Genomic DNA, 14,387 nt, shown 5'->3' with positions numbered 1-14,387 from the left:
CTAAATATCATGCTAACTGCGTTAGAATTTATCAATGTAGAACAACTACATAAGAAAAATTCCGCCTTGTTACCATTTCATTTATCCAGTGCTATCCCTGATCACATACTTAACAGAATTGGTATTACTCACAACCCCTGCTTAAATAAAAAAGGCCATAATGGCCTTTTTTATTGTGGTTTAAAATTTATAAAAAGCTTAAACCTTGCTTTAACAAGTTAGCTTCTTTGCTGTATCCGTTATTCGCCATGTAGCCAACTAATGAGTTTACTAGCAAAGGAACTTGCTCTTTTGGAATACCAATACTTTCAAACGCACTATCCAAATAACCTAGGCTTGTTGCTTGTTTAGTTTTATCGCCGCCTTTACCTAGCATTGAAGTTAGTGAAGACATTGACGATTTAGGCGCTTCACTGATCAGCCCGTTAGTATTTGGTAATGCTTGGCTAATCAAGGCAAAGTTTTCAGGGCTAACATGATCTTTTGCTACTTTGAGCAACGCGCCCATGCCTGAACCAATGATATTTTCAGATAAACTCAATTGTTCAGATGCATATTTTACTAAGGCATTTGATGTTGTTTTTTCTGCTGTTTGGTTCGCTACAGCAGTATTTAACGTGCTTTTTAAATCAACCGCACTCACAGAATTAGCGTAAAACGCGCCCGTTACCATTACAACTAAAGTTAATTTTTTCATTACTTACTTCCAATAAAGGGTAACCGATTTAGGTACAGCGCAATACTAACAACTAAGGGATTAAAAAGTCATTAATTTAATTCGCTCTAATACTTCAACCTAAAACTGAATCACAACATCGACTCGGGAACGCACCTATGGCTGAAAAGGAGCCATGAAAATAGCCCCTAATGCATAAAGTAAGGTGTTTATATAAAGTAATGGGCTAGTGCAGCTAAGCAATAAGCAACTAATCCATACACCACAAATAAAGCCCATGCGAGTTTAGCGTTACCCATTTCCGCTTTTATCGTTGCCACGGTTGCTACACATTGTAATGCCACTACATAAAACAGCATTAAACCAATACCGGTGCCAAGTGGTAAGCCATCAGCCATAATTTGAGATGCTAGCCCAGCAATGTTTTCATCAGCGCCTTCCATGCCATACAGTGTGCCTAACGCACCTACAAATACTTCTCGCGCCAAAAACGACATCATGATTGCCACACCATAGCGCCAATCTACACCAAGTGGTTCAAACACTGGTGCGATAAACTGACCGAATTGACCAAGTAACGAGTGTTCTAAATCAGCATTTTGCGGAAAATAACCCAGCACCCAAATCACCACAGACACCATAAAAATAACCGGTGCGGCGCGTTTAATAAAATAAATACCACTGTTCAAAACACGGTGCATTAGTGGTTTCCAATGGGGCATCCGGTAAGTTGGCAGCTCTAAAATAAATGGCATTTCAGACTGGCTCTGCTCTGTCATTTTAGATTTACTCAGTAATGCACTTACAATCAGCGCCATCACAATACCAAACAAATACAGGGCAAAAAATGCGATACCTTGCAAGTTAAAGACCCCAAGTACTGTGTGATCTGCCGGAATAAATACCGCAACTAACAAGGCATAAACCGGCAATCTCGCAGAGCATGACATCAGGGGAATAGTCATCATAGTGATCAGGCGTTTACGCGGTGACTCTATGGTTCTGGCGGCCATAATTGCAGGTATCGCGCAGGCATTTGCAGATAGGTAAGGAATAAAACTACGACCAGACAAACCAAAGAAGCTTAGTGGCTTATGGCAAATTAACGCTGCGCGAGCAAGGTAGCCACTATCTTCCAGTAACCCAATTATAAAAGTGAGCACCATAATTTGCGGCACAAATACTAAAAAAGAACCAACTCCACCAAACAAGGCATCTGCCGTGAAGTCTTGCATCATGCCGCTTGGCAATAACCCTGTAACCAACGCGGCGGTATCACCAATAAGCATTTCTACGCCATCCATTAACGGCGCGGCCCATGTGAAAATGCTCTGAAACAATAAAAACATAATTGTAAAAAATGCCACAGCACCAAACACGCTATTTAACAAAAAGTTATCGATAACATTTTGCTTTTTAAGCACAATATCGCTGGCAATTGCATATTTTTTTGCAAGCGTTTTAGCACTTTGCAAGTTTTGACTAGGATCTGAATGAAGGTTTTGCTGAAAAGGTGCGTTAGCAATTTCAACTAAGCCTTTTTGAAACTCAGTTACACCAGTAAGCGTTTTTGCTGACAAAGCAAATACCGGAGCATTCAAATCTTTAGCGAGTTGTGTGATGTCTATTTGGTGATTAAAGCGCTGTAACTCATCAATTAGATTAAGTGCAAACACGACCTTTTTATTATGTTGCTGTGCCAAACGTTGTACTTGCAATGCAAATACCAAACTGCGCTCTAATCGCGTTGCGTCTAGTACATTTACAATCACTTCGGTGTCGTCTTGATTAATCGCCTCATTTAGCTTTTCGACTGCGATCTGCTCATCTTTTGACAGCGTATTTAGCGAATAGGTACCCGGAAAATCAACTACTTCAAAGTCATTAAACTGACCACTTTTAAGCTCGACTGTAACACCTGGAAAGTTAGCAACTTTTTGCTTTAAGCCTGTTAACTGATTAAAAAGCAAACTTTTACCACTGTTGGGTTTACCAACTAATAAAATTCGTTTCATGAGGGTTCTTACGGTTTATGCGATGTAAATACGTTTAGCTATTGCAGGTTCGAGTGAGTAAACACAACCCCCCACTTGATAAACAATGGGACCATTGAACGGTGTGCGACGTATGCAGGTTATTAACGCATTTTCAGCGAACCCCATTTCCTCTAGTCGTTGAGCGACGGCGGAATCTAAATTTGGACACAAACGCGCTATTGTCGCCTGTTGCTTTACGGGAACATCACAAATCGTCATGATACTTATTCGCAGTTAAATATTTGCCGCCAGTATGCGCTTTTCTACAACAAAGCTCAATGCAATTTGAATATTTATCTAAACTTTATATAAATAAAAATTAATTTATTAATTAAATTAAAATCCTGTAAAAGTTACTAATCTTATTTAACTTAAATATTTATTTTAGATAATAAAAAAGGCCACCTAAGTGACCTTTTCTTTAAATCAAGTTGGGACAGTGCAGACTAATTCGTCCTGAAGCTACGGCCCGGTGCGCTCGCAGGAATTTTCTTCCCCGAAAAGCGTTCGACTAACTGCGAAACTTCGATGACTTCAGGCATCTTGCCTTTCACCCTTCGGGCCAGCTTCGCTGTTCAAAAATATTCCCGATATTTTTATCGGTCTCAACGTACAGATACAAAAAAGGCCACCGAAATGACCTTTTTCATCAAACTAAACGATTAGCCAATGTTCTTTCTAGCATTACGGAACATGCGCATCCATGGACTGTCATTGCTCCACTATTATCAAAGGTATCGCTGCCAAGAGTTAGCTTTCTCAAGCAACAAAAAAGGCCACCGAGGTGACCTTTTCTTTAAAGCTAGTTAAGGCTGTGCAGACTAATTCGTCCTGAAGCTACGGCCCGGCTCGTCATCCATGACTCGCGTAAAACACGCTGCGAAACTTCGTTTCGGTCGTGTTTTACCCCACGTTCTTACGTGCGTTACGGAACATACGCATCCATGGGCTATCTTCTTTCCACTCATCTGGGTGCCAAGAGTTAGCTACTGCACGGAACACACGCTCTGGGTGTGGCATCATAACTGTTGCACGACCATCCGTCGATGTAATACCAGTAATACCTTCTGGTGAACCATTCGGGTTGTTCGGGTATTGCGTAGTTGGCTTACCAAAGTTATCAACGTATTGAACCGCTACTGTGCCAGACTCTAGTGCTGCTTTTACTGCTGCGTTGTTTGCAAACTCAGCATGACCTTCACCGTGAGATACCGCGATAGGCATACGAGAGCCAGCCATACCTTGGAAGAATACTGACGGGCTTTCTTGTACTTCAACAAGGCTGAAGCGTGCTTCAAAACGCTCTGACTTGTTGGTTACAAAACGTGGCCAGTGCTCAGTACCTGGGATAAGTTCTTTCAGTGTAGAAAGCATTTGACAACCGTTACACACACCTAAGCTGAACGTGTCTTGACGCTCAAAGAATGTTTGGAACTGATCGCGTGCCATATCATTGAATAGAATTGACTTAGCCCAACCTTCACCTGCACCTAGTACGTCACCGTAAGAGAAACCACCACAGGCTACAAGGCCTTTGAACTCTTCTAGCGTTAGGCGACCTTCAAGGATGTCACTCATGTGTACGTCAACTGCTGCAAAACCTGCACGGTTAAATGCCGCTGCCATTTCAACGTGTGAGTTAACACCTTGCTCACGTAGAATTGCCATCTTAGGCTTAGCACCTGTAGCAATGTAAGGTGCTGCTACGTCTTCATTTAGATCGAAGCTTAGTTTTACGTTAAGACCAGGATCTTTTTCGTCAAACTTGGCATCAAATTCTTGCTTAGCACACTCAGGGTTATCACGAAGTGCTTGCATCTTGTAAGTTGTTTCAGCCCAGATAGTACGTAGTTCTGTACGTGTATTTGCAAGTACTGCTTCGCCGCCACGGTTGAAGATAACTTTGTCTTCCGTGTTTAATGCACCGATAGTGTGGCTGATTGCTGCAAGGCCGTTGTCAGCTAACACAGCTTCAGCTGCTGCAAGGTCGTCATTGCGAACCTGAATCACTGCACCTAGCTCTTCGTTATAAAGCGCTTCAATGTCAGAGCCTGTTAAGCTATCAAGATTTACAGTCACACCAGTGCGACCTGCGAATGCCATTTCAGCGACAGTCGTGAATAAACCACCGTCTGAACGGTCGTGGTAAGCAAGTAGCTTCTCGTCTGCTACAAGTGCTTGCATTGCGTTGTAGAAGCCTTTTAATAGCTCTGGGCTATCAACGTCAGGCGTCTTGTCACCAAGCTGCTTGTAAACCTGTGCAAGGCTTGATGCACCCATACGGTTTTGACCTGCACCTAAGTCAACTAAGATTAGACTTGAGTCACCTTTATCAGTGCGAAGCTGAGGCGTTACTGTTTTACGAATGTCTTCTACACGACCAAATGCTGTGATTACAAGTGAAAGTGGTGCTGTAACCGCTTTGTCTTCACCGTCATCTTGCCATGTCGTCTTCATCGACATTGAATCTTTACCAACAGGAATCGTTAGACCAAGCGCTGGACATAACTCTTCACCCACAGCTTTTACTGCTTCGTAAAGACCTGCGTCTTCACCTGGGTGACCCGCTGCAGCCATCCAGTTTGCAGATAGTTTGATGTTCTCAAGACCACCAATGTTTGCGCCAGCAATGTTCGTTAGCGCTTCAGCTACTGCTAAACGTGCTGATGCACCATAGTTTAGAAGTGCCGCAGGTGTGCGCTCACCCATTGACATTGCTTCACCGTGGTAAGTGTCAAACGCAGCAGCTGTTACAGCACAGTTTGCTACAGGTACCTGCCAAGGGCCAACCATTTGGTCACGTGCCACTAGGCCTGTAACCGTACGGTCACCAATGGTGATAAGGAATGTTTTCTCAGCGATAGTCGGTAGACGAAGTAAACGCTTAGCGGCATCGAGTACGTTAATGCTGTCAGTGTTAAGTGCTTCACCAGATACTTGTTTTGACTCTACGTCACGGTGCATCTTAGGTGCTTTACCAAGTAGTACTTCAAGTGGAAGATCTACAGGGTTGTTATCGAAGTGGCTATCCGCAACGGTTAAGTGACGCTCTTCTGTTGCTTCACCAATTACTGCGTACTGTGCACGCTCGCGCTTACAGATTTCTTCAAAACGTGCGAAGTCTTCAGCTGCTACTGCAAGTACGTAACGTTCTTGTGATTCGTTACACCAGATTTCGTGTGGTGCCATGCCCGGCTCATCGTTCGGGATATTACGTAGCTGGAATTTACCACCACGGCCACCATCGTCTACAAGCTCAGGGAATGCGTTTGAAAGACCACCCGCGCCCACATCGTGGATAAACGCGATTGGGTTTTCGTCACCTAGCTGCCAACATTTGTCGATAACTTCCTGACAACGACGTTCCATTTCAGGGTTTTCACGCTGTACAGAAGCAAAGTCTAAGTCTTCGTTTGACTGACCAGATGCCATTGATGATGCGGCACCACCACCAAGACCAATGTTCATAGCTGGGCCACCTAGTGCAACAAGCTTAGCGCCTACTGGAATTTCACCTTTTTGAACATGTTCAGTACGAATATTACCAAGACCACCAGCAAGCATGATTGGCTTGTGGTAACCACGTACCTCTTCACCATTATGGCTGTTAACTTTTTCTTCGTAAGTACGGAAATAACCAAGTAGGTTAGGACGACCAAATTCGTTGTTGAACGCCGCGCCACCTAGCGGGCCGTCGATCATGATGTCTAGTGCATCAACGATGCGACCTGGCTTGCCAAAGTTAGTTTCCCACGGCTGCTCAAAACCTGGGATGCGAAGGTTAGATACAGTAAAACCAACAAGGCCTGCTTTTGGCTTAGAACCACGGCCTGTTGCACCTTCGTCACGAATTTCACCACCAGAACCAGTCGACGCGCCAGAGAATGGTGCAATCGCTGTTGGGTGGTTGTGGGTTTCAACCTTCATCAAGATTTCAATGTTTTCTTGATTGTAGTTGTACTCGCCATCTTTATTTGGGAAGAAACGACCCGCTTTAGAACCCTTCATTACTGCTGCGTTATCTTTATAAGCTGACAGTACGTTTTCTGGGTGCGTCTCGTAAGTATTCTTGATCATCTTAAACAGCGACTTAGGCTGTTCTACGCCGTCGATTGTCCAATCGGCGTTGAAAATTTTGTGACGACAGTGCTCAGAGTTCGCCTGTGCGAACATGAATAATTCGATGTCGTTCGGGTTACGACCTAGTTTAGTGAAGTTTTCTACTAGGTAGTCAATTTCGTCGTCAGCTAGTGCGAAACCTTGCTCTACGTTTGCAGTTACAAGCGCTTCACGGCCACCACCAAGAATGTCTACAGATGACATTGGGCGCGGCTCTTCAACGCGAAATAACTGACCTGCATCTTCAAGGTTGTTATGCACAGACTCGGTCATGCGGTCATGAACTAGCTTTGCAACCTCATTTAGCTGCTGCGCGTTTAGGTCGCCTTCAACATAGTAAGCAATACCACGCTCAACACGGTGTACTTTGTCTAAACCACAGTTGTTAGCAATATCAGTTGCCTTTGATGCCCATGGAGAAATGGTACCAATGCGCGGCGTCACTAAAATGAGCGCACCTTCAGGCGTATGTTCAGTAATGGTCGGCCCATACTTTAATAGCTTATTTAGTTTGTCTAACTCAGACTCTGAAAGTTCTGCTGTTAAATCAGCAAAATGCATAAACTCAGCGTAAACACCAGTCACTGGTAAATTGGCGTCAGCGCAGGTTTTAAGGATCTTTTGAACTTTAAAATCAGAAAGTGCAGGTGCACCACGTAGGATCAACATAGGTATTTTCATCCGGGGTTAAGGATTGAACGAAGATTTATGGGCGCACATTATAGTGGAAAATGACATGAGATTTAAATAAAAATCAAAAAATAGACAAAAATAGGCAAATTCGAATTTCATGTATAGGACATTAGTCCTCGTGACGATCGAGACTTTATCTGTTATAACAAGCTTGTAGGGGTTAGTTATTTTAGGATTTGAGTGCTAAAACACGTTGTAATTACACTGGTTATTTTTTTGCTGGCAGCATGCTCAGAGCCTGTCGCAGAAACACACCTCGGCCAAATTAAACAAAAAGATAAGGTTCGTATCGGCACGCTTGCCGGCGAAAGTACTTACTATATTAGTGCCAATGGTGAGCTGGGTTTTGAATATGAGCTCGCTAAAGCATTCGCAAACTTTATTGACGCTGAGCTCGAAATCATTCCTTTTTTCTCAATTAAAGACATGCTTAACAAGCTAGAAAAAGGACAAATCGATATTCTCGCTTCAGGCCTTACCCTAAACAAATCGCGTTTAAATAAATACCGTTTTGCACCGCAATATCGTTCAATTAGTCAAAAATTAGTTTATAAACAAGGGCGTAAAAGACCGCGTAATTTTTCACAGCTGGACGCCCCTGTTACCGTTATTGCCAAAAGCGCTCATGCCGCCAGTTTATTAAAAGCAAAAGCCAATTTTGAAAACTTACAATGGGTTGAAACCGAAGAGTTTGATGAAGCCGAATTATTACAAGGCATTATTGATGGCAAATTCGATTACACCATTGCTGACTCGCATACTTTGGCGCTATTTCGCCGCTATCACCCAGAACTTAGCATTGCCTTTTCGGTAACCCGCGAAGAACCAGTCGCTTGGATGCTGCAACAAAACGATGACGACAGTTTATATGCACTTGCCATCGAGTTTTTTGGTTATGCGCGCTCAACGGGCTTGTTACAGAACCTAGAAGAAAAATATTTTGGCCATGTTCGTCAATTTAACTACATCAATACCCTTGCTTATATAGAAGCAGTTCGTGATGTATTACCTAAATACCGAGATTGGTTTAAGCAATATTCACGCAGCCTTGATTGGCGCTTACTGGCAGCGGTAAGTTATCAAGAATCGATGTGGGACCCACGTGCCAAATCGCCAACTGGAGTACGCGGGATTATGATGTTGACCTTGCCTACTGCAAAATCGGTCGGTGTTAAAAATCGCCTTGAGCCCGAACAAAATATTCGTGGTGGCGGCATCTATTTAGAAAAATTGATTAATCGCGTACCCGAACGCATAAAAGAACCTGACCGTACTTGGCTTGCGCTTGCCGCTTACAATGTGGGCTTTGGTCATATGGAAGATGCCCGTGTGCTAACCGAAAAAGCGGGCGGCGATGCCGACAAATGGGCAGATGTGAAAAAACATTTACCGTTACTGATTAAAAAGCGCTACTATCGCCAAACAAGATACGGGTTTGCCCGTGGCGATGTCGCCGTTAAATATGTCGATAATATTCGCCGCTATTACGACACACTCGTTTGGCTTGATGAAAACCAAGATGAGTAACACGATAGTTGAATTCACCGTGGTGAATGTCATATAAGTGTCATAATTTATTAATAAACTTATCGAGAGATAAGGGCTTTAGCCAATTACCCTTCTCCACTCTCACCTTTTTAAGGAGAACCTATGCTAAGAACGCGTAGAAAATTCAAAGTAAAACGCAGCACGGTTAACACGTGTGCTATTCGTCGCCGCATTGCAAGACGCAACACCCATCGTAAAGTTCTTGAACGTCGCAGAGCATTTAATTTATTGGTGGAAGCTGAAGCGAACTAGCTTTCACCTTTTGCCGCTTTTTTAGCGGCTTTTATTTCTGCGCGGCGTTTTTTAAAAAATGCCGACAGCTTTTCACTGCAAACTTCCGCTAAAACCCCGCTGGTGACGTCTACTTGATGATTGAGCTTTTCGTGGCGAGTTAAGTCCATAATGCTGCCCGCTGAACCTGTTTTTTCATCATGTGCGCCAAATACCAAACGCTTTATACGGCTATGCACCAACAACCCTGCGCACATGGAGCAAGGTTCCAAAGTGACGTATAACGTACAATCGAGCATACGGTAATTTTCAATGTACTTGCCAGCTTGGCGAATCGCCATCATCTCAGCATGGGCCGATGGATCATGCTGTGTAATTGATAAATTATACCCCTCAGCAATTATCTGGTTGTCTTTTACAACAATGGCACCAACCGGTATTTCTCCATGTTGCTCGGCAATATCAGCACGTTTAAGCGCCTCAATCATCCAATATTCATCGCTAAATTCAGGGTACATAGTTACTCAGGTTGATTTATAAACACCTTAAATATTTTACCAAGTTAAAAAGATTCATGCATTGTTATCTCTTTTTCTTAGAATTTTTTAAAATAAAGGGCTAATGTCATAGTTATTCAATTATTTTTTAGGCTATAATCCGCCGCCATTTTGCACGACGCCAAAGCAATGTAGAAACAAGATGAAATTTCCTGGACGACGCAGACAAAAACACTACTTTCCAGTGGAAGATAAAGATCCGTTAACGAACGTGATCACACAAGACAGCAAGCTTGCACGTAATTACATAGTGGGTATTGACCAAATTGTGGTTGATATAGAAGCCAAAGTTGATCAAGCCTTTCTCAACGAGTTTGGCCTGCACCGCGGCATGTCGCAAGTAATGGATGATGACACCACCAACGCTCTCTATGCACGCTTAAAAGATCATGACATGATCGACTACGAATTTGCAGGCGGCACTATTGGTAACACCATGCACAATTACTCAGTGTTATCAGACGACCGTTCGGTACTGCTTGGTGTAATGTGTGAAAATATCAAAATTGGCAGTTATGCCTATCGTTTCGTTAGTAAAACCTCAACCCGCGTAGATTTAGAACACCTACAACCGGTTGATGGCCCAATTGGTCGTTGTTTTACACTTATCGATGAAAGTGGCGAGCGTACTTTCGCTATCAGTCCTGGTTTAATGAACCGCCTACGTCCTGAATCCATTTCCCAAGAGCTTATTGCTAACTCGTCTGCTTTAGTTATTTCGGCTTATTTAATGCGTACCACAGGCGAAGACTCCATGACCGAAGCGGCGCTAAAAGCCGTTGAATACGCAAACGCTGCAAATGTACCTGTTGTACTGAGCTTAGGCACCAAATTCTTAATTGAGCAAGACCCTGAGTGGTGGCAAAACTTCGTTAACGACCACGTTGACATATTAGCCATGAACGAAGAAGAAGGCCTTGCTATTACCGGCTTTGAAGACCCGCTCTTAGCCGCCGATAAAGCGCTTGATTGGGTTGATATGGTAATTTGTACTGCTGGCGCCCAAGGCATGTTCTTAGCCAGCTACATTGATGACTGTTGGAAACGCCCAACAGAGCACCAATTAATGCCAGGCAGCATTCCTGATTTTAATAAATTTGAGTTTTCGCGCGCAATGCGTCGTAAAGACTGTAAAAATCCAGTAAAAATTTACACTCATACTGCACCTTACATGGGTGGGCCTGACAGCATTAAAAATACCAATGGCGCAGGTGATGGCGCACTGGCCGCAGTACTTCACGATATTAGCGCTAATGTGTATCACCAATTAAATGTTCCTACCTCAAGTAAGCATGAAATCAATGCGCTTACCTATTCATCACTTTCACAAATCAGTAAATATGCTAACCGTGTAAGCTATGAGGTATTAGTGCAGCATTCGCCACGTTTAACGCGCGGCTTGCCTGAACGAGAAGACAGCTTGCAACAAGCTTACTGGGAACAATAATCCCACCTTATACCAATTCTGTTAAGTATGTGGACAGGGATAGCGCTGGATAAATAAAATGGTAACAAGGCAGATTTTTTCTTATGTAGTTGTTCTACATTGATAAATTCTAACGCAGTTAACATGATATTTAGTCCGCTAGGATGATCAGCTACTTAAGTGAATTGGTATCATATACAATAAAAAGCCCGCTACAATATGCGGGCTTTTTGTTACCAAGTTAAACTCAGTACTTTTGGAGATTGGGAACTGGTTTTTAGTATAAGTTTACTAACTTAACCTTAGCTTAACTCTGTCAACTCCTACATTTTTAACTAAGCAAACTTTCCAACAGACATAAAAAAGCCCGCTAAAGTTAGCGGGCAAAGCTTGTATAAAAACAACAAGGGAAATAAAGTCCAAGGGAGATTGGAATTCAAGCTTACTTTAGCCTTTTTAAACTTAACCTTTGCTTAATTCATACTAATTAAATTAATTTTATGGAAAGTTATTGCAAAAAATAAAGCATTTAACCTAGCTTCTGTGCGCTTAATGCCTGTTTACTCAAATAACGCATTATTTAAGTCGGCTAAACCTGCTTACATACTTAAGCGAAGTGGCTATTACGGCCTTTATTGAGCAAGTGCACTTTCCAAGCTTTTGCCATCACCATCTACCGGTGAAAGTATTTTTAAGCCAAGTACTTTCGCAATTGTTGGGTAAATATCTAGATTAGGAAACTCAGCAATAGACGTATTTTGTTTAAATGCAGGTCCTTTTGCTATAAATAATGCTCCCATTTCTTGAGTATATGCATAACCATGCGTGCCTAAATAATCTGACTCTCCTTCAAATGAGAACGTTTTTGGTGTTGTGGTTTCAATAATAATATCAGCATCTCGAGCACCAAACTTAACACCGCGACTCGCTAGTGTGTTTTTATCAAGTACGCTATAACGTCCTTTCGCATTTGCTACGAGCTGCGCTTTCGTTTTCTCGATAGACACAGATGAATTTGGCTTAATATAAATTTGCACACGAGTTCCTGAGTTCTTAATAAGAAAATCATCTTTAGACAAACCCAGCGAGTTAATTTCAATGGTCTGCTTTGGATCAACTTGTGACATACCGTGATCTGATACTAAAACTAAATTAATATTAAGATCATTCAGCTCAGCTAAGCGCTTATCCAATTGGGCAATTAACGCATCCATTTTTTGTACAGCATCAAATGTTTGCTGTGCGTTAGGGCCAAAATCATGGCCCATTGAATCAACTAATGAAAAATAAGCTGCAACAAAACGTGGGCGCTGTGACTTTGGTAAGCTCAGCCAGTCTACAATTTGGTCTACGCGGCGCTGATAATCGCTATGTTGCGAGTAGTGATAAAAGTAACTTGGCGTACGACCATTAAAGCGCGCGTCTGATTCTGGCCAGAAGTAAGTTGCCGCTTTTACACCTTGCATTTCAGCAAGGTTCCAAAGTGGCGTCCCGTTTAGCCAGGTACTGTCGTTACGCCCTTTACCCATGCTGTAGCATTCTTTACGATTTCTATCACAAAATTTATTATCAATTATGCCGTGATTAGCGGGCTGTAAGCCGGTAATAATTGAAATATGATTCGGAAACGTTTTAGTTGGGTAAACCGGAATCATGCGCTCTGCACGCACGCCTGCTTTAGCTATTTTTGCTAAATTCTTTGCTTGATGCTTTTCAATATAATCCCAGCGAAAACCATCAAGGGAAATCAAAACGACGGTTTGCTCTTTAGCAAATACAGTCGTGCTTAAAGCACTTAAAACAACGAGAAAAAGAACAACTACTTTATTCATTAACTTTACTTATATAGTAATTTATCCCATCTAAACTTGTTGGATTGCAAAAGTCTAGGCCATTTGTCCTAAGCTATATTTATTCACTTTAAGATCGGGCTATGTATCAAAAAATTGATCTTAAATAGCTAACACATCGTAATGTGGGCAATTTTCCAAAAAGATTTGATACAATCTTTTCAATTTAGCAAATTAAGTAAGGGTTACCGTGTCTCGATTCACTGCCGTCACTGAAGAACCGCATAAACGATTTCATAAAAAAACAGCCGTTTTACTCACTAACTTAGGCAGCCCAGATGCACCCACAGCAAAGGCGCTTAGGACCTATTTAGCTGAGTTTTTATCTGATCCGCGCATTGTTGAAATTCCGCGTGTGCTTTGGAAAATTATTCTGCACGGCATTATTTTACGTATTCGCCCAAAACGTTCAGCGAAACTTTACGCCGGTATTTGGACTGAACACGGTTCACCATTATTGGTTTACAGTAAAAAACAGCAAGCAAAGCTAGCTACTTTACTTAAAGACAAAGGCCTAGATCACGCCGAAGTATTCTTAGCCATGCGCTACGGTAACCCATCAATCAAATCAGTGCTTGAAGAGATTCGTGAAAAAGGCTATCAAAAAATTGTTGTATTGCCTTTGTATCCGCAGTACAGCGGTTCAACTACCGGCTCAACTTATGATGCCATTAGTCGTGAGCTTGTTAACTGGCGCTGGGTACCTGAGCTGCACTTTATTAACGGTTATCAAGACAACCCGCATTATATTGATGCCCTTGCCGCCAGCATTAAAGAAGATTTAGACAAACATGGTATGCCTGAAAAGCTAGTACTTAGTTACCATGGCACACCTAAGTTTTTCCTAGAAAAAGGCGATCCGTATTATTGCTTTTGCCAAATGACCAGCCGTTTAGTGGTCGAAAAATTAGGACTTAACAAAGACGATGTAATTACTACCTTTCAAAGCCGTTTTGGTAAAGCGGAATGGTTAAAGCCTTACACCGATGAAACCCTTGAAAAGCTAGCAAAAGAAGATGGCATAAAGAACATTGCCATTGCCAGCCCTGCATTTAGCTCAGACTGTTTGGAAACATTGGAAGAATTAGAAGAAGAAAACCGTGAAATTTTTGAACATGCTGGCGGTGAACACTACCGTTATATTCCAGCATTAAATGACCGCGATGATCATATTGCTGCCTTTTATGAAATCATAAAACAGCATTTGTAATTTACTACTGTATAAACAACAAAAAACCCAGCACTCGCTGG

At 42.3% G+C, this 14,387-nt stretch carries 11 protein-coding genes; 5 read left to right on the top strand and 6 right to left on the bottom strand.

Features of this window, described 5'->3' with window-relative positions:
- On the top strand, positions 1-222 hold a 222-nt coding region (locus AN214_RS23040; RefSeq protein WP_235576762.1), incomplete at its 5' end, for a hypothetical protein.
- Here AN214_RS23040 and AN214_RS14295 read toward each other — a convergent pair.
- The 4 genes from AN214_RS14295 to purL all read right to left on the bottom strand — a co-directional run bounded on the left by AN214_RS14295 (position 188) and on the right by purL (position 7,500).
- Positions 188-697: a DUF2780 domain-containing protein gene (locus AN214_RS14295; RefSeq protein WP_054980338.1), complete on the bottom strand. Its 510-nt coding sequence runs from the start codon at positions 695-697 to the stop codon at positions 188-190. The genes AN214_RS23040 and AN214_RS14295 overlap by 35 nt on opposite strands.
- Before the next feature lie 188 nt (positions 698-885).
- A complete protein-coding gene (locus tag AN214_RS14290; RefSeq protein WP_054980337.1) occupies positions 886-2,691 on the bottom strand; it encodes a ferrous iron transporter B in 1,806 nt (601 codons plus the stop codon).
- 15 nt (positions 2,692-2,706) lie between these two features.
- Positions 2,707-2,931 carry a FeoA family protein gene (locus AN214_RS14285; protein WP_054980336.1) on the bottom strand — a complete coding sequence of 75 codons (225 nt, stop codon included), beginning with the start codon at positions 2,929-2,931 and terminating at the stop codon, positions 2,707-2,709.
- 684 nt (positions 2,932-3,615) lie between these two features.
- On the bottom strand, positions 3,616-7,500 hold the full coding sequence (gene purL / locus AN214_RS14280; protein ID WP_054980342.1) for a phosphoribosylformylglycinamidine synthase: 3,885 nt from the start codon (positions 7,498-7,500) through the stop codon (positions 3,616-3,618).
- 204 nt (positions 7,501-7,704) lie between these two features.
- On the opposite strand from purL, the gene mltF reads away from it, so the two are divergent.
- Together mltF and AN214_RS22740 are read left to right on the top strand one after the other, a co-directional pair.
- Complete coding sequence (gene mltF, locus AN214_RS14275) at positions 7,705-9,051, top strand: membrane-bound lytic murein transglycosylase MltF (RefSeq protein WP_054980335.1); 1,347 nt, start codon at positions 7,705-7,707, stop codon at positions 9,049-9,051.
- A gap of 123 nt (positions 9,052-9,174) precedes the next feature.
- Positions 9,175-9,324 carry a hypothetical protein gene (locus tag AN214_RS22740; protein WP_161805690.1) on the top strand — a complete coding sequence of 50 codons (150 nt, stop codon included), beginning with the start codon at positions 9,175-9,177 and terminating at the stop codon, positions 9,322-9,324.
- Here the strand turns inward: AN214_RS22740 and tadA are convergent.
- Entirely contained in the window at positions 9,321-9,821 is a 501-nt protein-coding gene (gene tadA, locus AN214_RS14270; RefSeq protein ID WP_054980334.1) for a tRNA adenosine(34) deaminase TadA, read from the bottom strand. The two genes, AN214_RS22740 and tadA, sit on opposite strands and share 4 nt — an antisense overlap.
- Positions 9,822-10,002: 181 nt before the next feature.
- Here tadA and AN214_RS14265 point away from each other — a divergent pair, with 181 nt between their 5' ends.
- Positions 10,003-11,307: an inosine/guanosine kinase gene (locus tag AN214_RS14265; protein ID WP_054980333.1), complete on the top strand. Its 1,305-nt coding sequence runs from the start codon at positions 10,003-10,005 to the stop codon at positions 11,305-11,307.
- Between the two features lie 611 nt (positions 11,308-11,918).
- Here the strand turns inward: AN214_RS14265 and AN214_RS14260 are convergent.
- Positions 11,919-13,118, bottom strand: coding sequence for an ectonucleotide pyrophosphatase/phosphodiesterase (locus AN214_RS14260; RefSeq protein WP_054980332.1), 1,200 nt, complete (start codon positions 13,116-13,118; stop codon positions 11,919-11,921).
- Between the two features lie 208 nt (positions 13,119-13,326).
- Here AN214_RS14260 and hemH point away from each other — a divergent pair, with 208 nt between their 5' ends.
- On the top strand, positions 13,327-14,346 hold the full coding sequence (gene hemH / locus AN214_RS14255; protein WP_054980331.1) for a ferrochelatase: 1,020 nt from the start codon (positions 13,327-13,329) through the stop codon (positions 14,344-14,346).
- Positions 14,347-14,387 lie beyond the last annotated feature (41 nt).

It is taken from the genome of Pseudoalteromonas sp. P1-9 (assembly GCF_001399975.1).
Classification (GTDB): Bacteria; Pseudomonadota; Gammaproteobacteria; order Enterobacterales; family Alteromonadaceae; genus Pseudoalteromonas.
The sequence above is the reverse complement of the archived record's forward strand: the minus strand, read 5'-3'. Positions and strand labels throughout refer to the sequence as shown.

What these genes read in the sequence shown, in the direction of transcription:
- tadA (WP_054980334.1), bottom strand. Translation starts at nt 9,821, where the DNA reads ATGTACCCTGAATTTAGCGATGAATATTGGATGATTGAGGCGCTTAAA.
- purL (WP_054980342.1), bottom strand. Translation starts at nt 7,500, where the DNA reads ATGTTGATCCTACGTGGTGCACCTGCACTTTCTGATTTTAAAGTTCAA.
- AN214_RS14295 (WP_054980338.1), bottom strand. Translation starts at nt 697, where the DNA reads ATGAAAAAATTAACTTTAGTTGTAATGGTAACGGGCGCGTTTTACGCT.
- AN214_RS14265 (WP_054980333.1), top strand. Translation starts at nt 10,003, where the DNA reads ATGAAATTTCCTGGACGACGCAGACAAAAACACTACTTTCCAGTGGAA.
- AN214_RS22740 (WP_161805690.1), top strand. Translation starts at nt 9,175, where the DNA reads ATGCTAAGAACGCGTAGAAAATTCAAAGTAAAACGCAGCACGGTTAAC.
- AN214_RS14260 (WP_054980332.1), bottom strand. Translation starts at nt 13,118, where the DNA reads ATGAATAAAGTAGTTGTTCTTTTTCTCGTTGTTTTAAGTGCTTTAAGC.
- AN214_RS14290 (WP_054980337.1), bottom strand. Translation starts at nt 2,691, where the DNA reads ATGAAACGAATTTTATTAGTTGGTAAACCCAACAGTGGTAAAAGTTTG.
- AN214_RS14285 (WP_054980336.1), bottom strand. Translation starts at nt 2,931, where the DNA reads ATGACGATTTGTGATGTTCCCGTAAAGCAACAGGCGACAATAGCGCGT.